This is a genomic window from Pseudomonas sp. S60, from assembly GCF_016647865.1.
Taxonomy (GTDB): Bacteria; Pseudomonadota; Gammaproteobacteria; order Pseudomonadales; family Pseudomonadaceae; genus Aquipseudomonas; species Aquipseudomonas parafulva.
The window spans coordinates 1-26,582 of sequence record NZ_JACVVH010000052.1 but is presented as its reverse complement, the minus strand read 5'-3'; the positions used below and the strand labels follow the sequence as shown (position 1 = coordinate 26,582).

Below are 26,582 nucleotides of genomic sequence, written 5' to 3'. Positions count from 1 at the left end.
ACAGCGCCAATTAAACCTGCAGGCCCCCCGTTAGTGTCTAACCTTTCATCCGAGGGCCCCGCGCTCTCGGATGCTGGAAGGTGCCCGTGAAACAACCGTCTGAGGGGAAATCCCGATGAATTACAACTGGGACTGGGGCGTATTCTTCAAGTCCACCGGCGTGGGCAGCGAAACCTACCTGGACTGGTACATCACCGGCCTGGGGTGGACCATCGCCATCGCCATTTCTGCCTGGATCATCGCCTTGCTGCTGGGGTCGGTGCTGGGTGTCATGCGTACCGTGCCGAACCGCCTGGTGTCCGGCATTGCCACCGCCTATGTCGAGCTGTTCCGCAATGTGCCTTTGCTGGTGCAGCTGTTCATCTGGTACTTCCTGGTACCCGACCTGCTGCCCGAGGGCTTGCAGGAATGGTTCAAGCAGGACCTTAACCCGACCACCTCCGCGCTCATCAGCGTGATCGTGTGCCTGGGCCTGTTCACCGCCGCGCGGGTGTGCGAGCAGGTTCGCACGGGCATTCAGGCGTTGCCACGGGGCCAGGAGTCCGCAGCCCGGGCCATGGGTTTCAGCCTGTCGCAGATCTACACCAATGTGTTGCTGCCCCAGGCCTACCGCATCATCATCCCGCCGCTCACCTCGGAATTCCTGAACGTGTTCAAGAACTCTTCCGTGGCCTCGCTGATCGGCCTGATGGAGCTGCTGGCGCAGACCAAGCAAACCGCCGAATTCTCGGCCAACCTGTTCGAAGCGTTCACCCTGGCCACCCTGATCTACTTCACCTTGAACATGGGCCTGATGCTGCTGATGCGTCTGGTCGAGAAAAAAGTCGCCGTGCCTGGCCTGATCTCCGTGGGGGGTAAATAAATGGACATGGATTTCAGCGGCATCATCCCTGCCCTGCCTGCCCTGTGGGACGGCATGGTCATGACCCTCGAACTGATGGTCATGGGCGTTGTAGGCGGTATCGTGCTGGGCACCCTGCTGGCCCTGATGCGCCTGTCGTCCAACAAGCTGCTGGCCAACGTGGCCGGGGCCTACGTCAACTACTTCCGCTCCATCCCGCTGCTGCTGGTGATCACCTGGTTCTACCTGGCGGTACCGTTCGTGCTGCGCTGGATCACCGGCGAAGACACCCCGATCGGTGCATTCACCTCCTGCGTGGTCGCCTTCATGATGTTCGAGGCCGCGTACTTCTGTGAAATCGTCCGGGCTGGCGTGCAGTCGATCTCCAAGGGCCAGATGGGCGCCGCGCAGGCGCTTGGCATGACCTACAGCCAGACCATGCGCCTGATCATCCTGCCCCAGGCGTTTCGCAAGATGACCCCGCTGCTGCTGCAACAGAGCATCATCCTGTTCCAGGACACCTCGCTGGTCTACACCGTGGGCCTGGTGGACTTCCTCAACTCGGCACGCTCCAACGGCGACATCATCGGGCGCTCCCATGAGTTCCTGATCTTCGCCGGTGTCGTGTACTTCATCATCAGCTTCTCCGCTTCGTGGCTGGTCAAGCGCCTGCAAAAAAGGATCACCGTATGATTTCCATCAAGAACGTCAACAAGTGGTACGGGGACTTCCAGGTACTGACCGACTGCAGCACCGACGTCAAGAAAGGTGAAGTGGTCGTGGTCTGCGGGCCGTCCGGCTCGGGCAAGTCCACCCTGATCAAGTGCGTCAACGCCCTGGAGCCGTTCCAGAAGGGCGACATCGTGGTGGATGGCACTTCAATCGCCGACGCCAAGACCAACCTGCCCAAGCTGCGCTCCCGGGTGGGCATGGTGTTCCAGCACTTCGAGCTGTTCCCACACCTGACCATCACTGAAAACCTCACCATTGCCCAGCGCAAGGTACTGGGCCGCAGTGAGGCGGAGGCCACCAAGAAGGGCCTGGCGCTGCTCGAGCGCGTTGGCCTGAGCGCCCACGCCAAGAAGCACCCGGGGCAGTTGTCTGGTGGCCAGCAGCAGCGTGTAGCCATCGCCCGTGCGCTGTCGATGGACCCGATCGTCATGCTGTTCGACGAACCGACCTCCGCACTGGACCCAGAAATGGTCAACGAAGTGCTGGATGTGATGGTGGAGCTGGCCCACGAAGGCATGACCATGATGTGCGTGACCCACGAAATGGGCTTCGCCCGCAAAGTGGCCAACCGCGTCATCTTCATGGACAAAGGCCACATCATCGAGGATTGTCAGAAGGAAGACTTCTTCGGTAACCCAAGCGGCCGCCACGAACGTACCCAGCACTTCCTCAGCAAGATCCTGCAACACTGATTTTGCCCCATCGAACCGGCCGGCACCGCTGCGCATTCGGGCAGCGGTGCTGGCCGTGACAGGGCCACTGTGATGAAATGCGACCCCTCGCTTCTTCTCCCTGCCAAGCCTGCCGTGAACGCCCGTCTTCTTCGTCAATTGCTGCTGCCGCCCCTGATCATCCTGCTGATGGTCGGCCTGGGGATGGCTGGTTTTGTGATCAGCGAAAACAACGGCATCCGCACCCTCAGCGAAACCGGCGAGCGCCAGCTGGAGCTGCATGCGCGCACCGTGGAAAGCGAGATCAGCAAGTACACCTACCTGCCGAGCCTGCTGGAGCTGGAAGACAGCGTGTCGCACCTGCTGACCGACCCTGACGGCGAATCGCGGCAAACCGTCAACGAGTACCTCGAAGGCCTGAACCGGCGTAGCCGCAGCCGCGCGATCTTCGTCCTGGACACCAATGGCCGGGTACAGGCCACCAGCAACTGGCGCGACGCCGACTCGTTCCTTGGCGAAGACCTGTCGTTCCGCGCCTACTTCCAGACTGCCGTGCGCGGTGAACCCGGGCGCTTCTATGGCATTGGCAGCACCACCGGTGAAGCCGGCTACTACCTGGCCCATGGCCTGGAAGAGCACGGCAAGGTCATTGGCGTGGCCGTGATCAAGGTGCGCCTGGATACCCTCGAAGAACGCTGGCAACGGGCCCGCCTGGAGGCGTTCGTCAGTGACGAGAACGGCATCATCATTTTGTCCAGCGACCCGGCGCGGCGCTTGAAGTCGGTGCGCCCACTGACGCCCCAGATCAAGGAGCGCCTGGCCCGCAGCCTGCAATATTACTGGTGGCCGCTGAACGAGCTGCAACCGCTGGGCCGTGAAACGCTGGCCGACGGCGTAGAAAAACTCACCTTCCCAGCCAACAGCGAAACCGCTCAGGGCAAGCCTCACGAAGTGGCATACCTGGCCCAGACAAGGCGCCTGGCGGACACCCCCTGGCACTTCACCCTGTTGACCCCTTTGCAGGACCTGCGCCGCGAGTCCATGGTGCAGGGCATACTGGTGGCTGTCGCGTTCGCCCTGCTGGCCATTCTGGGCATCGCCTGGAACGAACGGCGCAAGGTCATCGCCACCCGCCTGGCCGCCCGCGAGGCGCTTGAAGAAGCCAACAGCCAGCTGGAACGGCGCATCGCCGAACGCACCGCCGACCTGCGCGCCAGCAACGAGCGCCTCAAGGGGCAGATACGCGAACGCCGGCACGCCGAACAGACCCTGCGCCATGCCCAGGACGAACTGGTGCAGGCCGGCAAGCTGGCGGCGATCGGGCAGATGTCCACCAGCATCGCCCACGAGCTCAACCAGCCCCTGGCAGCGCTGCGCACGTTGTCTGGCAATACGGTGCGCTTCATCGAACGCGGCGCGCTGGAAACTGCCAGTGCCAACTTGCGCACCATCAATGACCTGGTCGACCGCATGGGGCGCATTACTGCCAGCCTGCGCTCGTTCGCCCGGCGCGCCGATGACAATGGCCCCGCGTCCCTGGCCAGCGCCGTCGATGCCAGCCTGCAAGTGCTGGCCGACCGCATCAGCAGTTGCCACTTGCAGTTGCATCGGCAGTTCGAGGATACGCTGCTGGCGATCGACCAGACCCGCCTTGAGCAGATTCTGGTGAACCTGATTGGCAATGCCCTGGATGCAATGGCCGCCCAGCCGCTGCCGGCGCTGTGGCTGGACGGTGAACTGCAGGGCGACAAATACCGCCTGCAGGTGCGTGACAATGGCCACGGCATCGACGCCGAAGCCCGCAAGCACCTGTTCGAACCTTTCTTCACCACAAAACCAGGCGAACATGGCCTGGGCCTGGGCCTGACCTTATCAGCGAGCCTTGCCGCCGCGGCCAAAGGCAGCCTCAACGTCGAGCACCCCGCCACTGGCGGCACGGCATTCGTGCTGATCCTGCCACTGGCTTCTCCCCCCAGCGAATTGGCAGAGCACACATGAACCCAGCACCTCTTTCCGTCCTGATCGTCGAAGACGACCCGCATGTGCTGCTTGGCTGCCAACAGGCCCTGGCGCTGGAGGACATCGCCTGCGAGGGTGTGGGCAGCGCCGAGCAGGCACTGGAGCGCATCGGTGATGACTTTGCCGGCATTGTGGTCAGTGACATCCGCCTACCGGGCATCGATGGCCTGGAATTGCTCAACCGCCTGAAAGCACGCGACCGCAGCCTGCCCGTGGTGCTGATCACCGGGCACGGCGATATCGACATGGCTGTCGGCGCCATGCGCAATGGCGCCTATGACTTCATGGAAAAACCTTTTTCACCGGAGCGGCTGGTGGGCGTGGTACGCCGCGCGCTGGAGCAGCGCGGCCTGTCCCGCGAGGTGTCGGCCTTGCGCCGCCAACTCGCCGGGCAAAGCAGCCTGGAGGGCCGCATCATTGGCCGCTCGCCGGCCATGGAGCACCTGCGCGAGCTGATCGCCAACGTCGCCGACACCTCGGCAAATGTACTGATCGAGGGCGAAACGGGCACTGGCAAAGAGCTGGTCGCCCGCTGCCTGCACGATTTCAGCCGCCGCCAGGGCCAGCCGTTCGTCGCCCTGAACTGTGGAGGCCTGCCGGAGAACTTGTTCGAAAGCGAGATCTTCGGCCATGAGGCCAATGCCTTCACCGGTGCCGGCAAACGCCGCATCGGCAAAATCGAACACGCCAATGGCGGCACGCTGTTCCTCGATGAAGTGGAGAGCATGCCGATCAATTTGCAGATCAAACTGCTGCGCGTGTTGCAGGAGCGCACCCTGGAGCGGCTGGGGTCGAACCAGAGCATTGCCGTGGATTGCCGGGTAATCGCCGCCACCAAGGCCGACCTCGACACATTGGGGCAGAGCGGGCAATTTCGCAGCGACCTGTACTACCGGCTGAACGTGGTGACCCTCGAGCTGCCACCCTTGCGTGAGCGCCGTGAGGACATCCTGCAGTTGTTCGAGCACTTCCTCCATCAATCGGCACTGCGCTTCGACCGCGAAACACCCGCACTGGACAGCCAGACCCTGTCACGCTTGATGTCCCATGACTGGCCGGGCAATGTGCGGGAGCTGCGCAACGTGGCGGAGCGGTACGCGCTGGGGCTTCCGGCATTCAAGAAGGGCCCGAGCGGTGGCGCCAGCCAGGGCCTGGGTTTTGCCGAGGCGGTGGAGGCGTTCGAACGCAACCTGCTCAGCGATGCCCTGCAACGCACCGGGGGCAACCTGAGCCAGGCCAGCCAGGAGCTGGGCATGGCAAAGACCACGCTGTTCGACAAAGTGAAAAAATACGGCCTCGGCTGACCTTCAACCCGATCAGGAAATACAACGTGGACCTGGTATTCAAAGCTGCGCTGGGGGCTGGTGTGGTCGTGCTGCTGGCAATGCTGTCGAAAACCCGTAATTACTACATTGCCGGGTTGGTACCGCTGTTTCCGACCTTTGCCCTGATTGCCCATTACATCGTGGGCAAAGGCCGCAGCATCGCCGACCTCAAGACCACCATCCTGTTTGGCATGTGGTCGATCATTCCGTATTTCGTGTACCTGGCCACCTTGTATGTACTGGTCGACCGGCTGCGGCTGGAAGCCTCGCTGGCACTGGCGACCGTGGCCTGGCTGATGGCCGCTACGGTACTGGTCACGCTGTGGGTGCGCATGCACTGAACATGGCCGACGACCGCCTCTTACCGGGTTCACAACCCGGCGATATGCGTCACATCCTGACGGTGCGCTCGCAGATACGGCAGTACCGCACCCAGTAGCGGCGCCTTGAAGGGCTCCTGAAAGCGGTGTGCCAGCCCGGGAATAAGGCGCAACTGGCTGCCCTGTATGTGCGCCGCCAGGTGCACGCCATGCATCACCGGCAACAGCCGGTCAGCCGTACCATGCACCACCAGCGTTGGTACCCGAAGCCGGTTCAGTAATTCCACGCGGCTCGGCTCGGCCAGTATTGCCATGATCTGGCGCTTGGCCCCGTCCGGGTTGAATGCACGGTCATAGGCCAGCGCGGCCTGGTGCAACAGCACGGCACGGTCGTCACGTACCTCGGGGCTACCCAGCGCCGCCAACAGGTCAGCCTGTTGTTCAATGGCCACTTCCCGACTTGGCGCGCTGCGCCGGGCCAACAACTGCACCAGCGCTGGGTCGGGCCCCGGCAGCCCGGCGGCGCCCGAGCTGGACATGACCAGCGTCAGGCTGCGTACACGCTCGGGGGCCATCGCAGCCAGGTGCTGGGCGATCATGCCGCCCATGCTCACACCCAGCACATGAAACTCCCGCACACCCAGGGCGTCCATCAGGCGCAAGCCGTCATCCGCCATATCGGTCAGCGTATAGGGCGCGGCCACCGGCAGGCCCAGTTTGTAGCGCAACAGTTCTACCGTCAGGTTTGCCGACGGCGGTAGCTGGTTCCAGCGCGACAGGCCAACGTCACGGTTGTCATACCGAATTACCCGAAAACCTTGGCGGCACAACGCCTCGACCACGTCATCGGGCCAATGAATCAGTTGCCCGCCCAGGCCCATGACCAACAGCAAGGCCGGGTCACGGGGTGCCCCAACACTCTGATAGACCACGCTGACCGCGCCCAGCTCGGCGCGCTGCACCGGCACCTGTGCGTCACAACGCGGTGCGGCAAAGCTGGCAGGAACACTGAAAACGAAGAGAAGAAAAACCCAGAAAGCCCGCATGAAAGAAACACCAGAATGCAAATCCCCACTGAAGCGCGAGTCTGATGAATTTCGTAGCGGCGCGCTGCCACAGTTCAGTGACAGTTTCATGACCAGTGCCAAACGGTAGCACCTGTGAGCAGTCGACACAGGGAGTAACATGAGGGAAACTCAACTCCATTGCCCGCCCCTTTTAATCCATACACCGGAGTTATGTGTGCTGGAGATCCGTCACCTGAAAACCCTTCATGCCCTGCGCGAATCTGACAGCCTGGTAGAGGCCGCCGAGCGGCTGCACCTGACGCAGTCGGCGTTGTCGCACCAGTTCAAGGAGCTTGAAGAGCGCCTGGGGATGGCACTGTTCGTGCGCAAGACCAAGCCCATCCGCTTCACCAGCGCCGGGCTGCGCCTGCTGCAACTGGCCGATGCCACCCTGCCACTGCTGCGCGGTGCGGAACGAGACATCGCACGCCTGGCAGGCGGCACGGCCGGGCGCCTGCACATGGCCATCGAATGCCACAGCTGCTTCCAGTGGCTGATGCCTACCATCGACCAGTTTCGCGATGCCTGGCCCGAGGTGGAGCTGGACCTGGCGTCGGGTTTTGCCTTCGCGCCCCTGCCGGCTTTGGCACGGGGCGACCTGGACCTGGTCGTCACCTCCGACCCACTGGACCTGGCCGGTATCACCTACGTGCCCCTGTTCACCTACGAAGCCATGCTGGCGGTTGCCAACCAGCACCCGCTGGCCAGCAAGCCCTACATCGTGCCACACGACCTCACCGACCAGACCTTGATCACCTACCCGGTCGAGCGTGACCGCCTGGATATCTTTACCCGGTTCCTGGAACCGGCAGACATCGAGCCGGCCGCCGTGCGCACCTCAGAGCTGACGGTCATGATGATGCAGTTGGTGGCCAGCGGCCGCGGTGTCTGCGGTATGCCGCACTGGGCGCTGCACGAGTACAGCTCGCGGGGCTACGTAAAGGGCAAGCGGCTGGGCGAAAAAGGCCTGTTCGCCACGCTGTACGCCGCAGTGCGCACCGATATGCTCGATGCGCCCTACATGCGCGACTTTTTGCTGACGGCCAAGGACACCTCGTTCGCCACCCTGGACGGCGTCAGCGCGGTGCGCTGACCGCCTGACGGTACAGTGGCAGGATCAGTTCCCGGGTCAGCGGCGCCAACGCCATGGCCGGGGCCTGATCGGCGCCCAGCCAGACCACTTCTTCGATTTCGGCGGCCGGCGCTACCGGTGCGGCGCTATCGACCCGAAACAGCTCCGCCTGCACCTCGAAACCCGGCTCGTTGGCCGCCGGTGCGCTGAACCTGCCCAGGTGCAGGGCCTGGGAAGGGTCGATGCGCAGGCCCAGTTCCTCGAACAGTTCACGCACCAGCGCCTGCACCGGCGTCTCACCGGCATCGATCTTGCCACCGGGTTGCATGAATGCCTCCGTGCCCCGTTTGCGCACCAGCAAGGTACGGCCCTGGGGGTCGATGAGCAGGGCGGCGGCGATGCGGATCACGTTGGGCATGCGGGTAGGCTCCGTGGAAATGGCGGGGGAGCATCCCATGGGTGACCGAGCCATACAAGGCCGGCTGGGCAGACGAACGGCTACTTGCCAAGCGACCGTCGACCCGCCATAACCACGCTATGAACCTGCCCGCCCATCAACACCCCGCGCTCGAGCTGTTCCACCCGGCTGTCGCCACCTGGTTCCGTCGCCAGTTCGCCACGGTCACTGGCGCCCAGGCCCAGGCCTGGCCGCTGATCCACGCCGGGCAGTCGACCCTGCTCGCAGCCCCCACCGGCTCGGGCAAGACCTTGAGTGCGTTTCTGGCGGTGCTCGACGGGCTGTTTCGCGAGGGGCTGGAACACCAGGGCCAACTGCCTGCCCGTACCCAGGTGGTGTACGTGTCGCCCCTCAAGGCGCTGTCCAACGATATTCGCCTGAACCTGCAGATGCCCCTGGAAGGCATCCGCCAGGCGCTGGAAGATCAAGGCCTGCAACCGCCGCACATCACCACGGCGGTACGCACCGGCGATACCCCGCAGAAAGCGCGCGCGGCCATGCGCCGACAGGCACCGCACATTCTGGTGACCACCCCCGAATCGCTGTACGTGCTGATGGGGTCGGCATCGGGCCGCGAGGGGCTGCGTAGCGTGCACACGGTGATTGTCGACGAAATCCACGCCCTGGCCGGCAACAAGCGCGGGTGCCACCTGGCGCTTACCCTGGAACGCCTGCAGGCCCTGTGCAACCGCCCCTTGCGCCGCATCGGCCTGTCCGCCACCCAGCGCCCGGTTGAACGGGTGGCGCAATTTCTGGTGGGCAGCCAGCGGACTTGCGCCATTGTCGATGTGGGCCATGCGCGCCAGCGCGACCTGGCCATCGAGATCCCGCCGGTACCGTTGGGTGCCGTGCTGGCTAACGATACCTGGGGCCTGGTCTATGATCGCCTCGCTGCGCTGGCCCGCGAGCACCGCACCACGCTGGTGTTCGTCAACACCCGCCGGCTGGCAGAGCGCATCACCCGCCACCTCAGCGACCGGCTGGGCAAGGATGCAGTGGCCGCCCACCATGGCAGCTTGTCCAAGGAGCTGCGCCTGGACGCCGAACAGCGCCTCAAGGCTGGCCAACTGCAAGTACTGGTCGCCACTGCCTCGCTGGAACTGGGCATCGACATCGGCGACATCGACCTGGTCTGCCAGATCGCCTCACCGGGCTCGATCGCCGCGTTTCTGCAGCGCGTTGGCCGTGCGGGCCACCAGGTGGACGGCGTACCCAAGGGCCGCCTGTTCGCGACTTCGCGCGACGACCTGATTGAATGCGTAGCCCTGCTCGACTGCGTGCGCCGGGGCGAATTGGACGAGCTGCATGTGCCCCGTGCGCCGCTGGACGTGGTGGCCCAGCAGATCGTTGCCGAAGTCAGCAACCAGGCGTGGCATGAGCAGGCCCTGTTCGACTGCCTGCGCCAGGCGATGCCGTTCGCCACCCTTGACCACGACCACTATCAAGCGCTGTTGCGCATGCTGGCCGAGGGCTACAACGGTCGCCAGGGGGTACGCAGTGCCTACCTGCACCGTGACGCGGTCAGCGGCATGCTGCGGGGGCGGCGCGGCAGCCAGCTGACTGCACTGACCAGCGGCGGCACCATCCCCGATAACGCTGACTATGCGGTGCTGCTCGAACCCCAGGCGCTGAACATCGGCAGCGTCAACGAAGACTTTGCGGTCGAGAGCATCGCCGGCGATATCTTCCAGCTGGGCAATGCGTCGTACCGCATCCTGCGGGTCGAGGCCGGGCGTGTGAGGGTGGAAGATGCCCATGGCCTGCCGCCGACCATTCCGTTCTGGCTGGGCGAAGCGCCGGGGCGCAGCAACGAACTGTCCGCAGCGGTGGCCAGGCTGCAAGGGCAGATCGACGAGCAATTACAGCGTGCTGAAGGTGATACGCTCGTTGTACAGCCGTGGCTGCAACACACCTTCGAACTGGCTGAGGCCTGTGCGCAGCAGTTACTGGATTACCTGGGCCGTACCTGGGACGTGCTCGGGGCGTTGCCATCGCGCGACACGCTGATCATGGAGCGCTTCTTCGACGAGTCTGGCGGCACCCAACTGATCATCCACTCGCCCTACGGCAGCCGCATCAACCGGGCCTGGGGATTGGCGCTGCGCAAGCGGTTCTGCCGCACTTTCAACTTCGAACTGCAGGCTGCCGCCAGCGAGGACGCCATTGTGCTGTCGCTGTCTGCCGGCCACAGTTTCGAGTTGGCCGATGTATGGCGCTACCTCAACAGCCGCAGTGCAGAGCAACTGCTGGTGCAGGCCGTGCTTGATGCCCCGCTGTTCGGCGTGCGCTGGCGCTGGAATGCGGGGGTGGCCATGGCGCTGCCGCGCTTTGCGGGCGGGCGCAAGGTGGCGCCGCAGGTCCAGCGCATGAAAAGCGAGGACTTGATCGCGGCCGTGTTCCCCGATCAGCTCGCCTGCCTGGAAAACCTGGCCGGTGAGCGGCAGGTGCCTGACCACCCACTGGTCGAGCAAACCCTGGACGACTGCCTGCACGAAGCCATGGACAGTGACGGCTGGCTGGCGCTGTTGCAGCGCATGGAGCAAGGCGCCGTGCGCCTGTTGAGCTGCGACTTGCCCGCCCCGTCACCGTTGGCAGCGGCCATCCTCAATGCCCGGCCCTACGCGTTTCTGGATGACGCTCCACTGGAGGAGCGACGCACCCAGGCCGTGCTCAACCGGCGCTGGAGCGATGTGACCAGCGCGCACGACCTGGGCGCGCTGGACGCCGATGCCATCGCCGCCGTCGCCGCCGAGGCCTGGCCGCAGCCAGGCAATGCCGATGAAATGCACGAGGCGCTAATGAGCCTGGGTGCCATTCACCGCGATGAAGCCCAGGCTGAGCCCCGCTGGCGCGCACTGCTGGCACAGCTGGCCAAAGCCGGGCGCGCCCTATATCTGGAAGGTCAATCACTGTGGTTGGCCCGCGAGCGGCTGGCCCTGTTGCGAGCGGTCTACCCAGACTGCCAACCCACTCCTGCACCCGGTGCGCTGCCGGGTTTCGATGAACCGGTAGCACCGGAGCAGGCACTCAGCGAACTGCTGCGCGCCCGCTTGAGCGGCCACGGCCCGAGCACCGCAGCGCAACTGGCAGCGCCGCTGGGCAAGCCGGCGGGCGACATGGAGCAGGCGTTGGCCCGCCTGGAGAACGATGGCTATGTGCTGCGTGGGCATTTCAGCCCAGGTGCCGATGACATGCAGTGGTGCGAACGACACCTGCTGGCCCGTATCCACCGCTACACGGTCAAGCGCCTGCGGCGGGAAATAGAACCGGTCAGCCTGCAGGACTTCATGCGCTTTCTGTTCGACTGGCAGCACCTGGCACCGGAACAGCGCCTGCGCGGCCCGTTGGCAGTCACCCAGGTACTGGCTCAACTGCAGGGGTTCCCCAGTGCCGCCGCAGCCTGGGAAGCCGATGTGCTGCCCGCCCGCATCCAGGATTACACCCCGCACTGGCTCGACGATGCCTGCCGCAGCGGCCAGTTTGCCTGGAGCCGGTTGGCCGCGACGGTGTCGGGCAGCACCCTTGCCAGCACGCCGTTGGTATTGCTTCCGCGCGAGCAGGTGAACACCTGGCGCAGTCTTGCGCCCACCGTCGCCGTCGATGACCTGGGGCTACGGGCGCAGAAGGTGCATGGTGCACTGAAAGCCCACGGCGCACTGTTTTTCGATGAACTCAGCCAAGAGGCGCGCCTCCTGCCCAGCGAGCTGGAAGCAGCGCTGCAGGAACTGGTAGGGGCCGGCCTGGTGGGCGCTGACAGCTTCACCGGCCTGCGCAGCCTTATCACCCCCACCGCCAGGCGCAGCACTCGACGCCCCCGTTTCGGCCACGTGCCAGTTTCTACCAGCATGGCCTATGCCGGGCGCTGGGCACTGCTGCGCCGAAGCGATGCCCTGCCCGATCAGCAGCAACGCCTGGAGAGCATTGCGCGCGCCCTGCTGCAACGCTATGGGGTGATCTGCTGGCGGCTGCTGGAGCGCGAAAGCGATGTGCTGCCGCCCTGGCGTGAGTTGCTGCGTTGCTATCACCGCCTGGAGGCACGTGGCGAGATCCGTGGCGGGCGTTTTATCGCCGGGCTGGCGGGCGAACAGTTTGCCCTGCCCGAGGCAGTGGCAGTGCTGCGCCAGGTACGGCGGCGCGAGGCCCAGGGCACGTTGCAGGTGGTGAGCGCCAGTGATCCGCTGAACCTGATCGGGTCGCTGCTGCCCGGCGCCAAGGTGCCTGCCGTGGGCGGCAACCGGCTTTTGTACCGCGACGGTGTGCCCGTGGCGGTACGTGTGGGCAAGCGCTACACCTGCCTGGTCGACGCGCCGGCAGCGCAGCAGGAAGGCTGGCGGCAGTTGCTGCTGCGCGACATGCCCTTTGCAGCGGCGGGCAAGTTGGCTATGGTCGGTGCTGAACCCAGGCCCTGAGCCTGACCGCGCCATCACAAGGACCCTGTATGAGCCTGTCACTTCTCAGCCGCTATGCCGTGTTTGCCGCCTGCGTACTGTTCACCCTGGCCAGCCTGCCATTCATTCACCACGAATGGTTGTGGCCCTTCACACTCACCACGGCGGTGCTCAGCCTGATCGGGCTGTTCGACCTGCTGCAGAAGCGTCATGCGGTGCGCCGCAACTATCCGATCCTGGGCAACATCCGTTACCTGGTGGAAGGCATACGCCCGGAGATCCGCCAGTACCTGCTGGAAGCCGACAGCGACGCCCTGCCGTTTTCCCGCGCACAGCGGTCGCTGGTGTATTCGCGTGCGAAGAACGAAGCGTCGGACAAACCGTTCGGCACGCTGATCGACGTGTACGCATCGGGCTTCGAGTTCATCGGCCATTCCATGCGCCCCGCCCCCCTGGCTGACCCGGCGAGCTTTCGCATCGACATCGGCGGCCCCCAGTGCACCCAGCCCTATTCAGCGTCCATTTTCAACATTTCGGCCATGAGCTTCGGCTCGCTCAGCGCCAATGCCATCCGCGCCCTGAACCAGGGCGCCAAACTGGGCAACTTCCACCACGACACCGGCGAAGGCAGCATCAGCCCCTACCACCGCGAACACGGTGGCGACCTGGTATGGGAACTGGGCAGTGGCTACTTCGGTTGCCGCACCCCGGACGGGCGCTTCGACCCGCAACGGTTTGCCACCCAGGCCAGCAGCCCGCAGGTGCGCATGATCGAAATCAAGATGAGCCAAGGTGCCAAACCCGGCCACGGCGGTATTTTGCCCAAGCACAAGGTTACCCAGGAAATCGCCGAAACCCGTGGCGTACCCCTGGGTGAGGACTGCATCTCGCCGTCGCGCCACAGTGCGTTTTCCACGCCCATCGAAATGATGCAGTTCGTTGCCCAACTGCGTGAGCTGTCAGGCGGCAAGCCGGTGGGGTTCAAGCTGTGCCTGGGGCACCCGTGGGAATTCATGGGCATCGCCAAAGCCATGCTGGAAACCGGCATTCTCCCCGACTTCATCGTGGTGGACGGCAAGGAAGGTGGCACGGGTGCAGCGCCCGTGGAGTTCACCGATCACATCGGTGTGCCGCTGCGCGAAGGGTTGCTGTTCGTGCACAACACATTGGTAGGCCTGAACCTGCGGTACAAGATCAAGCTTGGCGCCAGCGGCAAGATCGTCAGCGCATTCGACATCGCCAGCGTACTGGCCATCGGCGCCGACTGGGCCAATGCCGCACGCGGCTTCATGTTTGCCATCGGCTGCATTCAGTCGCAGAGCTGCCACACCAACAAGTGCCCCACCGGCGTCGCCACCCAGGACGCCCTGCGCCAGCGTGCACTGGTGGTGCCCGACAAGGCGCAACGCGTGTTCAACTTCCACAGCAATACCCTGCGCGCCCTGGCCGAGATGCTGGCCGCAGCAGGCCTGGAGCACCCGGCTCAGTTGGAGGCCAAGCACCTGGTACGGCGCATCTCGGCCACTGAAATCAAACTGTTCTCGCAGATGCATGTCTTCCTTAAGCCAGGCCAGTTGCTGACTGGCGACGTCGACGGCGAATTCTATTCGCGCATGTGGCAGCTGGCCCGGGCCGACAGTTTCGAACCTCACAGCGAAGCGGCGGCCTGAATGCCCTGACCTGTGCGGTGCGGTGCTGTACAGGTCGAATCGACATTTTTTTCACATGACCCGCTCAACGTCTAAGCTTGAGTCAAGCAAGACGTAAATACCTGGCCGGATAGAAGATTATGGGCGCACTGTGGCAAACGGATCCAAGCACAACGGAAGCACCCGAACAACCTCCTGCCGAGACGCCACACCCCAAATCCCCCCGTCAGCGCCGGCTGTGGTGGCGGTTGATCATCCTGATCCTGCTGGTAGCGGCGGGTGCCGTCGGCTACGCCGCCTATGTGGAATTCCGTACCTCCGAATGGCAGTCACGCGAGTTTTCCAAACTGGCCAGCACCCTCACCTACTCGCTGCAGCCGGGCCCCAGCGATGCCATCGTTTACCCAGGTGAAGGGCCATTCGACAAGCGCCTGGGCTACAGCGCCCTGGGCGAGTTCCTGCCGCGGTTGCTCAAGCGTGACTACCTGATCAGCGAACAGGTGAGGTTCTCGCCGGCACTGGTCAACTACGTTGACCACGGCTTGTTCGCCCCGTACATCGAGAAGGTCCAGGCCGGGTTGTCCATCACCGACTGCCGGGGCGATACCCTCTACGAGTACAAGTACCCCCAACACCTGTACCCGGATTTCGCGGCGATTCCACCGGTAATGGTCAACAGCCTGCTGTTTATCGAAAACCGCGACCTGCTCGACACCCAGGACCCACGCAACAACCCGGCGGTGGACTGGCCACGGTTCGCCAAGGCGGCCTACAGCCAGATCGCCCGTTACCTCGCCCTGCCTGGCCAGTCGGCCGGCGGCAGTACCCTGGCCACCCAGCTGGAAAAGTACCGCCATTCGCCTGACGGGCTGACGGTGTCCGGCGCGGAAAAAATCCGCCAGATGATCTCGGCCAGCGTACGCGCCTACCAAGGTGGGCCAGACACTACCGAGGCGCGCCAGCGTATCGTGCGCGACTACCTCAACAGCGTGCCCCTGTCCGCAGTGCCCGGCCACGGTGAGGTGCATGGCATGGCCGAGGGCCTGCGGGTGTGGTACGGCGCCGATTTCGATCAGGTGAACCAGGCCCTTACGGCCACCACCACCGACCCGCAAAGCCTGGCCGCCCGTGGCCTGGCCCTGCGCCAGGTGCTGTCGCTGATGATCGCCCAGCGGCGCCCGTCCCACTACCTGTCCAAAGGCCGCAATGAGCTGGCTGACCTGACCGATGCCCATGTGCGCGTACTGGCAGCCAACCACGTCATCGAGCAACCGCTTGCCGACGCGGCACTGGCCAGCAAGGCGGTTTACCGGGACTGGGTGGCGCAACCCACCATCGTGCCGATCGTCACCAACAAGGGCATCAGCCTGGCCCGTAACCGCCTGGCAGCCATGCTCAACCGCCCGCTCTACGACCTTGACCGCCTGGACCTGTCGGCCACCAGCACCTTGCAGGCCGATTTGCAGATCCAGGTGAGCCAATACCTGAAAAACCTCGCCGACCCCGTCTTCGCCGGGCAGATCGGCCTGATCGGCGAACGATTGCTCACCGCAAAGACCACCGACCAGGTCAGCTACAGCTTCACCCTGTTCGAACGCACCGCCGACGGTTCACGGGTGCGGGTGCAGACCGACAGCACCAACCAGCCCTTCGACATCAATGAGGGCAGCAAGCTGGAGTTGGGTTCCACCGCCAAGTTGCGGGTGCTCACCACCTATCTGGAGATCATCGCCGAGCTGCATGACAAGTACGCCGGCAAGCCGGTGGCAGCGCTTAACAAGGTGGACGTTGCCGAGCTGGACAGCATCAGCCGGTGGTCGCTGGGCTGGCTGGCACAAAACAGCAAAAACCAGAGCCTGGATGCCATGCTCGATGCCGCGCTGGAGCGCAAGTACTCCGCCAGTACCGGTGAAGCTTTCTTTACCGGTGGCGGCATGCATGTGTTCAACAACTTCCGCAAGGAAGACAACGGCCGGATCCCTACGCTCAAGGACGCCCTGCGCGAATCGATCAACTTGCCGTTCATCCGCCTGATGCGCGACGTGGTGCGCTATGTGACCTACCAGCAACCGTTCAACCGGGTGCCGTTGCTCAAGGACGATGCCGACCCGCGCCGCCAGGAATACCTGGCCCGCTTTGCCGACAAGGAAGGCAGCAACTACCTGATGCGCTTCTGGAAGAAATACCAGCGCAAAACCTCCCAGCAACGCCTGGACACCTTCCTCGACAGCATGCGCGTGACGCCACAGCGGCTGGCGGCCGTACACCGCTACCTGTTCCCCGAAGCCGGCCAGCAAACCTTCAATGCATTTGTACGGGCCCACCTGAAGGGCGACAAGGCAGCCCTCGGCAAACTTACCGACGGCCGGCTGGCCGAGATGTACGACAGCTACGGGCCTGGCAAGTACGACCTGCCTGACCAGGGCTATATCGCCAAGGTGCACCCCCTGGACTTGTGGCTGCTGGGCTACCTGCTGAAGAACCCGGGTTCGACCTTGAGCGAGATGCTGAACGCCAGCCGGTTCGAGCGCCAGGAAGTGTACGGCTGGCTGTTCAAGAGCCGCCACCAGGGCGCCCGCGACAGCCGCATCAGAACCATGGTCGAAATCGAAGCCTTCACCGACATTCACCAGCGCTGGAAGCGCGTGGGTTACCCATTCGACCACCTGGTACCGTCCCTGGCTACGGCCATTGGCAGCTCGGGTGACCGGCCTGCGGCGCTGTCCGAACTGGTCGGCATCATCCAGAACGACGGCGTGCGCCTGCCGACGCTGCGCATCGATACGCTGCATTTTGCCGCCAACACGCCCTATGAAACCAAGCTGCTGAGCGACCCAGACCGTGGGGTTCGGATTTTGCCCGTGGAAGTGGCGCGGGCACTCAAGGGTGCCATGTCGCAGGTAGTGGATGCAGGGACTGCACGGCGCATCTCGGGCAGCTTCAAGCTGCAGGACGGTACGCCACTCGTGATGGGTGGCAAGACCGGCACCGGCGACAACCGCATCGAAAGCTTTGGTGCCGGCGGCCGCCTGATCGGCTCCCGCTCGCTGAACCGCACTGCCACGTTCGTGTTCTTCCTCGGGGACAACCACTTCGGCACCCTGACGGCGTTCGTACCGGGGCGATCGGCAGAGGCCTTCAAGTTCACCTCGGCGCTACCGGTTCAGGTATTGAAGGGCATGGCGCCCATCCTCATGCCCTATCTGCAGCCGGGTAACCCCAATGAGTGCAAGCCGCCTGAACTGGCAGCCAATCTACCCGCCAACGCTCAATCATCGATTCAATAGATGATAATCATCAGCATTCAGGGTTTGCCTGTGATCTATCTTGAGTACTATCTTAAGATATATCTCACAGGGAGCCCCGACCATGCGCGAACCTGCCCATGATCCTTTCGACCGACGACCCGGCCGTGGCGAACGCGGCCCTCGGGTGTTCGCACCCGGCGACCTGAGGCTACTGTTACTGGCGCTACTGGCTGACCAGCCTGGCCACGGCTACGACCTGATCCGCCAGATCGAAAAGCTGTTCGACGCCAGCTACACGCCCAGCCCCGGGGTGATCTACCCCACCCTGAACTTCCTCGAGGAAGCCGAGCTGATCAGTGGCCAGACCCAGGGCAGTAAACGCCTGTATGTGATCACCGATGCCGGCCGCAACGCACTCGTCGAGCAGGCCGTGGCACTGGAAGGGGTGCGCATGCGCATCGAGGTAAGCAAGCGCGCCCTGCGCGGGCATGACCGACCGCCCGAAATCCACGAGGCGGTCAGCAACCTGCGCCATGCCCTGCACATGCACCATGGCCGTTGGACGCCCGATGAAATCGAACGTGTCCGCGACCTGCTCAACCACACCGCCAAGGCCATCGCCAGCGGGCCCACCGACTTTGCCAGGGAGACCTCAGATGAGTGATTCCATCCACCGCGTCAACCACGAAATCCGCCAACGCCGCCTGCAGGTCCTGCGGGTGACCGACCTCACCCCGCGGATGCGCCGCATCACCCTGGGCGGTGAAGAACTGCAGGGGTTCACCAGCCTGGGCAGCGACGACCACATCAAGCTGCTGTTTGCCGAAACACCCGAACAGCAGCAGGCGCTGGAAGCCCGCGAAATGGCCCGTGATGGCGGCGCCCGGCCAACCATGCGCGAATACACCCCCCGGCGCATCGACCTGGAGGCCAACGAGCTGGACATCGACTTCGTGCTGCACGGCGATGGCCCGGCCTCCACCTGGGCAGCCCAGGCGACACCAGGGCAGCACCTGGATATCGCGGGGCCGCGTGCCTCGCTGGTGGTGCCGGATATGTTCGACAGCTACCTGCTGATTGGCGACGAAACCGCCCTGCCTGCCATCGGCCGTCGCCTCGAAGGCCTGCCTGCAGGGCGTCGCGTGGTCGCCGTCGTCCAGGTAGAAGACATCCATGAGCAGCAGCCATTGCCCAGCCCAGCCCAGGTAGACGTGCAGTGGCTGATTCGCGGGCAGGACGACGTGCTTGCACGGGTGCAACACATGCCGCTGCCCGAGGGCCGTGTATATGCGTGGGTCGCGCTGGAAAAGGCCCTCACCCGTCAGGTAAAGGCGGCATTACTGGAAAAAGGCGTGCCCGACGATGCGCTCAAAGCGGCTGCCTACTGGCGCGCCGACGGCACTGCGGACGATGCCTGACGCGCCCGAGCGTTTCACTGGCGCCACCGGTCCAGCGCCAGCAGCACCAGGCCAATCGCCCAGAACCCCGCCAACACGCCAAGAGCGTTGACCAGCACCTGGCCGTAGCCAAGGCTGGCTACATCGATGAAGGGGTAGGCGTAAGCCCCGATCTCCCCCCCCCGCCACAGCGCGTAGGCAAAGTACACGGCCGGGTACACCGCCCAGGCGGCCAGATGCCTCACGCGCAAGGTGCCTTTGGGCACCTCGAACCACCAGTACAGGGTGTACAGCGCGGGCATCACGTCGTGCAGCAGCTCATCCGCCAGCCACTGCCAGCCTTCTGGCTGCCAGAGGTGGCGCAGCAACATGCTGTAGGCCAGGGCCACCAGCAGGATGCTGACCGCCACTGCCGATGCCACCACCGGTGACAGGAAAAACCGCTTGCCTGCCCCCTCACGGCCAAATGCCGCATAGCTGAGCACCGTGGCCACCAGCAGGTTGGTGAGCACCGTGAAATACCCGAACACGTTGATCAGCCCGCCGATGAGGCTGGCCTGCGCCTGCCAGCGCCCCCACAACACCAGGTACACCTGCACGGCCAGGCCGAACCACCCGAGCAGCGCGATGCCGGTCAACCAGGCACGGCGAGGCACCTCAAGCTTGCCGCTGCAGTTTCACGTACAACTGCTCGACCTTTTCCCGAGCCCAGGGGGTTTTGCGCAAAAAGGTCAGGCTGGACTTGATCGTGGGGTTGCTCTTGAAGCAGCGCACGTCGATGCGCTCGGCCAGGCCTTGCCATTGGTAGTGGGCCACCAGCTCGGTGAGGATCTGTTCAAGGGTCTTGCCGTGCAGCGCGTTGTGTTGGGCCGTGCTCATGCCAGTGCTCCGGTACAAAGATGCGCACCTTACACCACCCCAGGGTGGGGTGTGCCGCAAGTAGAGGCAGAAAAAGACTGGCCAGAGGCAAAATCTCTGTGCTGAAATACGTATGTTATATAGTAACAATACAATCTTTCTGCCAAGGAACGCTCTTTTCCCATGTTGTACTCACCGCTCCGCCTCTCCCCTCTCGCCGTCGCGCTCTGGTTAGCCGCGTCACCTAGCCAGGCCGTGGAACTCGCCCCCCAGGTCATTACTGCCAACCCGTTGGGCAAGCGCCAGCTCGCGGCGCCCAGCACCGTGCTCGAAGGCGACGACCTGCTGCAGCAGCAGCATGGCAGCCTGGGCGAAACCCTCAACAAGCAACCCGGGGTTGCCTCGACCTGGTTCGGGCCAGGTGCCAGCCGCCCGGTCATCCGTGGCCTGGATGGCGACCGCATCCGTATTCTGCGCAACGGCGTGGGTGCCCTGGACGCCTCTTCCCTATCCTACGACCATGCCGTGCCGCTGGACCCGGTCACGGTCGATCGCATCGAAATCGTCCGCGGCCCTGCTGCACTGCTGTATGGCGGCAACGCCATCGGCGGCGTGGTGAACACCTTCGACAACCGGATCCCGGACAGCCCCATCGACGGTATCCAGGGGGCGGGTGAGTTGCGCTATGGCGGTGCCGACACCACCCGCAGCAGCGCCGGCAAGCTGGAGGCCGGTAACGGTGCTTTCGCCCTGCACATCGATGCCAACAGCCGCCAGTTCAACGACCTGCGCATTCCGGGTTACGCCCGCAGCGCCAAGGTGCGCGATGCCGACGACCCCGGCAGCAAGCACCGCCTGGAAAACAGCGACGGCCGCCAGGACGGCGGCGCACTCGGCGGTGCCTACCACTGGGACCACGGTTACGCCGGGCTGTCCTACAGCCGCTATGACAGCAACTACGGGTCGGTTGCAGAACCCGGCGTGCGCCTGGACATGCAGCAGGATCACTACGCTTTCGCCTCAGAAGTGCGCGACCTGGAAGGCCCGTTCAGCTCGGTCAAGGTCGATGCCGGCTACACCGACTACCAGCACCGCGAAATCGAAGAAGGTGAAGTGCACACCACGTTCAAGAACAAGGGCTACGAAGCCCGTATCGAAGCCCGTCATCAGCCATTGGGCCCGGTAGAAGGTGTGGTCGGGGCGCAAGTCAGCCGCAACGAATTTTCGGCACTGGGTGAGGAAGCCTTCGTCCCGCACACCAACACCGACAGCCTGGCGGTGTTCTTGCTGGAACAATGGCAAGCCACCGAACGCCTGGACCTGAGTGTGGGTGCACGCCTGGAACACACCCGGGTGGACCCGGATGCCAAGGGGAACGAGAACTTCACCGACGCCGACAGCGCCAGCAGCTTCAATGCGTTCAGCCTGTCTTCCGGTGCCGTGTACCAGCTGGACCCGATCTGGTCGCTGGCGGCCAACCTCGGCTACACCGAACGGGCACCGACCTTCTACGAGCTTTACGCCAATGGCGCTCACGTTGCCACCGGCGCCTATGAAGTGGGCGACGCCAGCCTGAACAAGGAAAAGGCCATTTCAGCCGACCTGGCGCTGCGCTTCGACAACGGCACGCACAAGGGCAGCGTGGGCGTGTTCTACAGCCATTTTCGCAACTACATCGGCCTGATTGGCACAGGCAACCTGCGCGAGGGGCATGACCATGATCACGGCGAGGATGACCACGATCACGACCATGAGCATGACCACGGCGGCTTCCCGGAGTACGAGTACCAGGGCGTACGCGCGCGCTTCTACGGCATCGAGGCCCAGGACCGCTGGCAACTGGCGCAGAACCGCTACGGCAGCTTTGCCCTGGAACTGTCGGGGGACTACACCCGGGCCAAGAACCTCGACAGCGGTCAGCCATTGCCGCGCATTGCGCCGCTGCGCCTGAACAGCGGGCTGGTGTGGGAACTGGACCGTTGGCAGGCGCGGGTGGACGTGCAACATGCCGCTTCGCAGCACCGTAAACCGGCCAACGAAACCAGCACCGATGGCTACACCACCTTGGGCGCCAGCGTGGGCTACCGCTTTGATATCGGCCACAGCCAGTGGCTGGCTTTCGTGCGTGGCGAGAACCTCACCGACCAGACGGTGCGCTACGCCAGTTCGATCCTGCGCGACATCGCACCGGCGCCGGGGCGCAGTGTGGAGGTGGGGTTACGGACCACGTTCTGACGGTACTGACAGTGTAGAAGGGGCTGCCCTGCAGCCCCGCTCACGCCACTATTACCCAGCAGGCAACAATGCACTGCGACAATTTGTCTTTTTTTCTGATCGCTTCCTCTATATCCTCCCCGCCGCAAGCTGAATCGCTTCACCCAACCTTCCTGACGCCATTTCCATTGATGGATCACCGCCATCGATGCGCTTGCCGTATTTTCAATAATCAGAAGACAGCGCTATCCCATGCTTCAACTGCCAAAACCCTGCTTCATCGCCCTTGCCTTGGCTGCATCGGTATCCCCAGCCTGTGCCGGCGATATGTTCGCCAGCGACTCGCCCTGGATGTTCGGCGACTGGGGCGGTACCCGCAGCGCCCTGCTGGAGAAAGGCTACGACTTTACCTTCGGCTACACCGGCGAGATGGGCAGCAACCTGCACGGCGGCTATGACCACGACCGCACCGCGCGCTACAGCGACCAGTTCACCTTTGGTAGCCACCTGGACCTGGACAAGGTGCTGGGCTGGAAAGACGCCGAATTCCAGCTCACCGTCACCGAGCGCCACGGTGACAACATCAGCAATGACCGCATCAACGACCCCCGCGTCGGTGGCTTCACGTCGGCCCAGGAAGTCTGGGGACGTGGGGAAACCTGGCGCCTCACGCAGTTGTGGCTGCGGCAGAAGTACTTCGACGGCGCACTGGATGTGAAATTCGGCCGCTTTGGCGAGGGCGAAGACTTCAACAGCTTCCCGTGCGACTTCCAGAACCTGGCGTTCTGCGGCTCGCAAGTGGGTAACTGGGTGGGGGGCATCTGGTACAACTGGCCGGTCAGCCAATGGGCTCTGCGTGTGCGCTACAACCTCGGCGATGCCCTGTTCGCCCAGGTGGGCGTGTACGAACAAAACCCTTCCAACCTCGAATCCGGCAATGGTTTCAAGCTCAGCGGCAGCGGCACCCAAGGCGCCGTGATGCCGATCGAACTGGTATGGAGCCCGCGTATCCAAGGCTTGAAAGGGGAATATCGCGCTGGCTACTACTACAGTAATGCCAATACACAGGATGTTTACAAGGACGACAACGGCAGGCCGGCAGCACTCAGTGGGGCCGCCTACCGCAGCAGCTCAAGCAAACACGGGTTCTGGCTCGGCGCCCAGCAGCAGGTCACTGCCCTGGCCAGCGACCAGTCCCGTGGCCTGAGCCTGTTCGCCAACGCCACGGTGCATGACAAGAAAACCAATGCCATCGATAACTACGTGCAAGCAGGGCTGGTATTCAAAGGGCCGTTCGACGCCCGCGCCAAGGACGACATCGGCTTCGCCCTGGCCCGCGTGCACGTCAACCCCGCCTACCGCAAGAATGCCCGCCTGGCCAACCTGGCCGCAGGCGTGGACGACTACGCCAACCCGGGTTTCCTCCCGGTACAAGACACTGAATACAGCGCCGAACTGTATTACGGCATTCACCTGGCCGACTGGCTCACCGTACGCCCCAACCTGCAGTACATCCGCCACCCGGGCGGGGTGTCCCAGGTGGACGATGCGGTGGTCGGCGGCCTGAAGATCCAGAGCACGTTCTAACCCTAATTCATTCAACGGAGAACATACGATGAGCACTGAAGGTGCCAAGAGTGGAAGCCGCTGGCTACCCCGCCTGATCGGCGTCTTGCTGCTACTGATGGGGCTGGCGCTGCTGGCCGGCGGCATCAAGCTGAGCCAGGTGGGCGGTTCGCTGTATTACCTCATTGCCGGTGTCGGCTTCGCCCTGTCGGGCATTCTGCTGTTGGCCCAACGCCGTATCGGTCTTGGCCTGTATGGCCTGGTTCTGCTGGGCAGCACGGTATGGGCGCTGCTGGAAGTGGGCCTGGACTGGTGGCAACTGGTGCCGCGCCTGGCGCTGTGGTTCGCCATCGGCCTGGTGCTGCTGCTGCCTTGGGCCCGCCGCCCGCTGATCGGCCCGGCCAGCAAAGCCAACACAGCGCTGCTGAGCGTTGCCGTGATCGCCTCGGGCGCCTGCGCCGTGGCCAGCCAGTTCACCCACCCAGGTGAAGTGTTTGGCGAACTGGGCCGCGACAGCAGTGAAATGGCCAGCGATGCCCCTGCCATGCCCGATGGCGAGTGGCAGGCGTATGGGCGCACCGAGCACGGCGACCGGTACTCCCCGCTGCGCCAGATCACCGCGCAAAACGCCTACCGCCTGGAAGAGGCCTGGCGCATTCGCACGGGTGACCTGCCCACCGACAACGACCCGGTGGAACTGACCAACCAGAACACCCCGTTGAAGGTCAACGGCATGCTCTATGCCTGCACCGCCCACAGCCGCCTGCTGGCGCTGGCCCCGGACACCGGCGCAGAAATCTGGCGCTTCGACCCGCAGGTCAAAAGCCCGGTCGGCACCTTCAAGGGCTTCGCCCACATGACGTGCCGCGGTGTTTCGTACTACGACGAAAACCGCTACGTAAGCCGTGACGGCAGCCCCGCGCCGAAGATCACCGACGCCGGCCAGGCCGTGGCTCAGGCTTGCCCGCGCCGGCTGTACCTGCCCACCGCCGATGCCCGCCTGATCGCCATCAACGCCGACAACGGCAAGGTGTGCGAAGGCTTCGCCAACCAGGGCACCATCGACCTGACCAAAGGCATCGGGCCGTTCACCGCGGGGGGTTACTACTCCACCTCGCCGGCAGCCATTACCCGTGACCTGGTCATCATCGGCGGCCACGTTACCGACAACGAGTCGGTCGACGAGCCATCGGGCGTGATCCGCGCCTACGACGTACACGACGGCCACTTGGTCTGGAACTGGGACAGCAACAACCCGGACGACACCAAGCCACTGGCACCGGGCAAGACCTACAGCCGCAACTCGGCCAACATGTGGTCGATCGCCAGCGTCGACGAAGACCTGGGCATGATCTACCTGCCGCTGGGCAACCAGACCCCGGACCAGTGGGGTGCGGACCGTACCCCGGGTGCCGAGAAGTACAGCGCCGGTGTAGTCGCCCTGGACCTCGCCACCGGCAAGGCGCGTTGGAACTACCAGTTCACCCACCACGACCTGTGGGACATGGACGTCGGCAGCCAGCCCACCCTGGTTCAGCTGAAGACTGACGACGGCGTGAAGCCCGCGATCATTGTGCCGACCAAACAGGGCAGCCTGTACGTGCTGGACCGTCGCGACGGCACGCCGATTGTGCCGATCCGTGAGATCCCGACCCCGCAAGGTGCAGTGAAGGGCGACCACACCTCGCCCACACAGGCCCGTTCGGACCTGAACCTGCTGGGCCCTGAGCTGACCGAGCAGGCCATGTGGGGCGCCACGCCGTTCGACCAGATGCTGTGCCGCATCCAGTTCCGCGAGCTGCGCTACGAAGGCCAGTACACGCCGCCGTCCGAGCAGGGCACCCTGGTCTACCCGGGCAACGTGGGTGTGTTCAACTGGGGCAGCGTGTCGGTCGACCCGGTACGTCAACTGCTGTTCACCACGCCTAACTACATGGCGTTCGTGTCGAAGATGATTCCACGCGAGCACGTGGCCGAGGGCAGCAAGCGCGAAAGCGAAACCAGCGGCGTGCAGCCTAACGCCGGCGCCCCCTACGCCGTGACCATGCACCCGTTCCTTTCGCCGCTGGGTGTACCGTGCCAGGCGCCAGCCTGGGGCTATGTGGCAGCCATTGACCTGTTCACCAACAAGGTGGTCTGGAAACACAAGAACGGCACTACCCGTGACAGCACCCCTGTGCCGATCGGCCTGCCGGTTGGCGTACCGAGCATGGGCGGTTCCATCGTAACTGCCGGTGGCGTTGGCTTCCTCAGCGGTACGTTGGACCAGTACCTGCGTGCCTATGACGTGAACAACGGCAAGGAGCTGTGGAAGGCGCGGCTGCCAGCGGGTGGTCAGGCAACGCCGATGACCTACACGGGCAAGGACGGCAAGCAGTATGTGTTGGTGACTGCGGGTGGCCATGGGTCGCTGGGTACCAAGATGGGTGACTACATCATCGCTTACAAGCTTCCAAACTGATTGGATGGCGCTTATCCCGCGCAAACATTCTTTTGCGCGGGTGGCGCTTAGTCACCTTTCCGCCCTGACGGCGGGTTACTTGGGTCTTGGCCCAAGTAACCAACGCCGCCCGCTCCCATCATCCGGTCCCCTGAAGACGCAATCTGTGTTGCTTGAACTATCGCGCGCTTAGGGCAGTAGCATCCAAGTTCTTCCAGTCAGTGCATGGATATCTTCAAGTTCGCTGTTGCTGTTGCTGTAGATCTTGATCTTGACTTTGATCTTGATCTTCGCGACTTCAGGAGGCCGAACGAAGGA

Annotated in this window: 19 protein-coding genes; 15 read left to right on the top strand and 4 right to left on the bottom strand. The window is 63.9% G+C overall.

The genetic code is table 11. From position 1 onward, the window contains the following. Window positions 1-115: 115 nt before the first annotated feature. The 6 genes from IAE33_RS20995 to IAE33_RS20970 all read left to right on the top strand — a co-directional run bounded on the left by IAE33_RS20995 (window position 116) and on the right by IAE33_RS20970 (window position 5,929). Window positions 116-862 (top strand): amino acid ABC transporter permease, encoded by a 747-nt coding sequence (locus IAE33_RS20995; protein ID WP_028633257.1) that lies wholly within the window; start codon window positions 116-118, stop codon window positions 860-862. Beyond that, window positions 863-1,534 (top strand): amino acid ABC transporter permease, encoded by a 672-nt coding sequence (locus IAE33_RS20990; protein ID WP_201164926.1) that lies wholly within the window; start codon window positions 863-865, stop codon window positions 1,532-1,534. Continuing rightward, entirely contained in the window at window positions 1,531-2,265 is a 735-nt protein-coding gene (locus IAE33_RS20985) for an amino acid ABC transporter ATP-binding protein (protein WP_028633259.1), read from the top strand. Before IAE33_RS20990 ends, IAE33_RS20985 begins: the two co-directional genes overlap by 4 nt. Window positions 2,266-2,337: 72 nt before the next feature. Continuing rightward, window positions 2,338-4,242: a sensor histidine kinase gene (locus tag IAE33_RS20980; RefSeq protein ID WP_201164925.1), complete on the top strand. Its 1,905-nt coding sequence runs from the start codon at window positions 2,338-2,340 to the stop codon at window positions 4,240-4,242. Then, window positions 4,239-5,567: a sigma-54-dependent transcriptional regulator gene (locus IAE33_RS20975; protein WP_201164924.1), complete on the top strand. Its 1,329-nt coding sequence runs from the start codon at window positions 4,239-4,241 to the stop codon at window positions 5,565-5,567. Before IAE33_RS20980 ends, IAE33_RS20975 begins: the two co-directional genes overlap by 4 nt. A 26-nt stretch (window positions 5,568-5,593) precedes the next feature. Further along, entirely contained in the window at window positions 5,594-5,929 is a 336-nt protein-coding gene (locus IAE33_RS20970; RefSeq protein ID WP_028633262.1) for a GlpM family protein, read from the top strand. Window positions 5,930-5,958: 29 nt separating this feature from the next. Here IAE33_RS20970 and IAE33_RS20965 read toward each other — a convergent pair whose 3' ends face one another. After that, entirely contained in the window at window positions 5,959-6,954 is a 996-nt protein-coding gene (locus IAE33_RS20965) for an alpha/beta fold hydrolase (RefSeq protein ID WP_201164923.1), read from the bottom strand. A 196-nt stretch (window positions 6,955-7,150) separates the two neighbouring features. On the opposite strand from IAE33_RS20965, the gene metR reads away from it, so the two are divergent. After that, window positions 7,151-8,068 carry a transcriptional regulator MetR gene (gene metR, locus IAE33_RS20960; RefSeq protein WP_028633264.1) on the top strand — a complete coding sequence of 306 codons (918 nt, stop codon included), beginning with the start codon at window positions 7,151-7,153 and terminating at the stop codon, window positions 8,066-8,068. On the opposite strand, the gene IAE33_RS20955 is transcribed toward metR, so the two are convergent. Next, entirely contained in the window at window positions 8,052-8,465 is a 414-nt protein-coding gene (locus IAE33_RS20955) for an NUDIX hydrolase (protein WP_201164922.1), read from the bottom strand. The two genes, metR and IAE33_RS20955, sit on opposite strands and share 17 nt — an antisense overlap. Window positions 8,466-8,584: 119 nt before the next feature. Between IAE33_RS20955 and IAE33_RS20950 the strand changes: the two genes are divergently transcribed. The 5 genes from IAE33_RS20950 (at window position 8,585) to IAE33_RS20930 (ending at window position 19,207) form a co-directional block, all read left to right on the top strand. Then, window positions 8,585-12,913 carry a DEAD/DEAH box helicase gene (locus IAE33_RS20950; protein WP_201164931.1) on the top strand — a complete coding sequence of 1,443 codons (4,329 nt, stop codon included), beginning with the start codon at window positions 8,585-8,587 and terminating at the stop codon, window positions 12,911-12,913. 29 nt (window positions 12,914-12,942) lie between these two features. Further along, a complete protein-coding gene (locus IAE33_RS20945) occupies window positions 12,943-14,562 on the top strand; it encodes an FMN-binding glutamate synthase family protein (protein ID WP_201164921.1) in 1,620 nt (539 codons plus the stop codon). Between the two features lie 119 nt (window positions 14,563-14,681). Then, complete coding sequence (locus tag IAE33_RS20940; RefSeq protein ID WP_201164920.1) at window positions 14,682-17,828, top strand: transglycosylase domain-containing protein; 3,147 nt, start codon at window positions 14,682-14,684, stop codon at window positions 17,826-17,828. A gap of 82 nt (window positions 17,829-17,910) precedes the next feature. Further along, window positions 17,911-18,453 carry a PadR family transcriptional regulator gene (locus IAE33_RS20935; RefSeq protein WP_201164919.1) on the top strand — a complete coding sequence of 181 codons (543 nt, stop codon included), beginning with the start codon at window positions 17,911-17,913 and terminating at the stop codon, window positions 18,451-18,453. Beyond that, the gene (locus tag IAE33_RS20930) at window positions 18,446-19,207 is read left to right on the top strand and encodes a siderophore-interacting protein (protein ID WP_201164918.1); all 762 of its coding nucleotides are present in this window, start codon (window positions 18,446-18,448) and stop codon (window positions 19,205-19,207) included. The genes IAE33_RS20935 and IAE33_RS20930 overlap by 8 nt, the downstream gene beginning before the upstream one ends. A 14-nt stretch (window positions 19,208-19,221) precedes the next feature. Here the strand turns inward: IAE33_RS20930 and IAE33_RS20925 are convergent, their stop codons facing one another. Together IAE33_RS20925 and IAE33_RS20920 are read right to left on the bottom strand one after the other, a co-directional pair. Further along, complete coding sequence (locus IAE33_RS20925) at window positions 19,222-19,842, bottom strand: Pr6Pr family membrane protein (RefSeq protein WP_201164917.1); 621 nt, start codon at window positions 19,840-19,842, stop codon at window positions 19,222-19,224. A gap of 1 nt (window position 19,843) precedes the next feature. After that, window positions 19,844-20,065, bottom strand: coding sequence for a VF530 family DNA-binding protein (locus IAE33_RS20920; RefSeq protein ID WP_003252112.1), 222 nt, complete (start codon window positions 20,063-20,065; stop codon window positions 19,844-19,846). A 162-nt stretch (window positions 20,066-20,227) separates the two neighbouring features. Here IAE33_RS20920 and IAE33_RS20915 point away from each other — a divergent pair, with 162 nt between their 5' ends. The 3 genes from IAE33_RS20915 (at window position 20,228) to IAE33_RS20905 (ending at window position 26,285) form a co-directional block, all read left to right on the top strand. After that, window positions 20,228-22,279, top strand: coding sequence for a TonB-dependent receptor (locus IAE33_RS20915; RefSeq protein WP_201164916.1), 2,052 nt, complete (start codon window positions 20,228-20,230; stop codon window positions 22,277-22,279). A gap of 231 nt (window positions 22,280-22,510) precedes the next feature. Further along, complete coding sequence (locus IAE33_RS20910) at window positions 22,511-23,845, top strand: carbohydrate porin (RefSeq protein ID WP_201164915.1); 1,335 nt, start codon at window positions 22,511-22,513, stop codon at window positions 23,843-23,845. A gap of 28 nt (window positions 23,846-23,873) precedes the next feature. Beyond that, complete coding sequence (locus IAE33_RS20905; protein WP_201164914.1) at window positions 23,874-26,285, top strand: glucose/quinate/shikimate family membrane-bound PQQ-dependent dehydrogenase; 2,412 nt, start codon at window positions 23,874-23,876, stop codon at window positions 26,283-26,285. The last annotated feature ends 297 nt before the right edge of the window (window positions 26,286-26,582 follow it).

Coding starts and splice junctions, on each gene's coding strand:
- IAE33_RS20985 (WP_028633259.1), top strand. CDS start 1,531: ATGATTTCCATCAAGAACGTCAACAAGTGGTACGGGGACTTCCAGGTA.
- IAE33_RS20990 (WP_201164926.1), top strand. CDS start 863: ATGGACATGGATTTCAGCGGCATCATCCCTGCCCTGCCTGCCCTGTGG.
- IAE33_RS20975 (WP_201164924.1), top strand. CDS start 4,239: ATGAACCCAGCACCTCTTTCCGTCCTGATCGTCGAAGACGACCCGCAT.
- IAE33_RS20980 (WP_201164925.1), top strand. CDS start 2,338: ATGAAATGCGACCCCTCGCTTCTTCTCCCTGCCAAGCCTGCCGTGAAC.
- IAE33_RS20945 (WP_201164921.1), top strand. CDS start 12,943: ATGAGCCTGTCACTTCTCAGCCGCTATGCCGTGTTTGCCGCCTGCGTA.
- IAE33_RS20920 (WP_003252112.1), bottom strand. CDS start 20,065: ATGAGCACGGCCCAACACAACGCGCTGCACGGCAAGACCCTTGAACAG.
- IAE33_RS20935 (WP_201164919.1), top strand. CDS start 17,911: ATGCGCGAACCTGCCCATGATCCTTTCGACCGACGACCCGGCCGTGGC.
- IAE33_RS20905 (WP_201164914.1), top strand. CDS start 23,874: ATGAGCACTGAAGGTGCCAAGAGTGGAAGCCGCTGGCTACCCCGCCTG.
- IAE33_RS20940 (WP_201164920.1), top strand. CDS start 14,682: ATGGGCGCACTGTGGCAAACGGATCCAAGCACAACGGAAGCACCCGAA.
- IAE33_RS20910 (WP_201164915.1), top strand. CDS start 22,511: ATGCTTCAACTGCCAAAACCCTGCTTCATCGCCCTTGCCTTGGCTGCA.
- IAE33_RS20930 (WP_201164918.1), top strand. CDS start 18,446: ATGAGTGATTCCATCCACCGCGTCAACCACGAAATCCGCCAACGCCGC.
- IAE33_RS20915 (WP_201164916.1), top strand. CDS start 20,228: ATGTTGTACTCACCGCTCCGCCTCTCCCCTCTCGCCGTCGCGCTCTGG.
- IAE33_RS20965 (WP_201164923.1), bottom strand. CDS start 6,954: ATGCGGGCTTTCTGGGTTTTTCTTCTCTTCGTTTTCAGTGTTCCTGCC.
- IAE33_RS20995 (WP_028633257.1), top strand. CDS start 116: ATGAATTACAACTGGGACTGGGGCGTATTCTTCAAGTCCACCGGCGTG.
- IAE33_RS20950 (WP_201164931.1), top strand. CDS start 8,585: ATGAACCTGCCCGCCCATCAACACCCCGCGCTCGAGCTGTTCCACCCG.
- IAE33_RS20955 (WP_201164922.1), bottom strand. CDS start 8,465: ATGCCCAACGTGATCCGCATCGCCGCCGCCCTGCTCATCGACCCCCAG.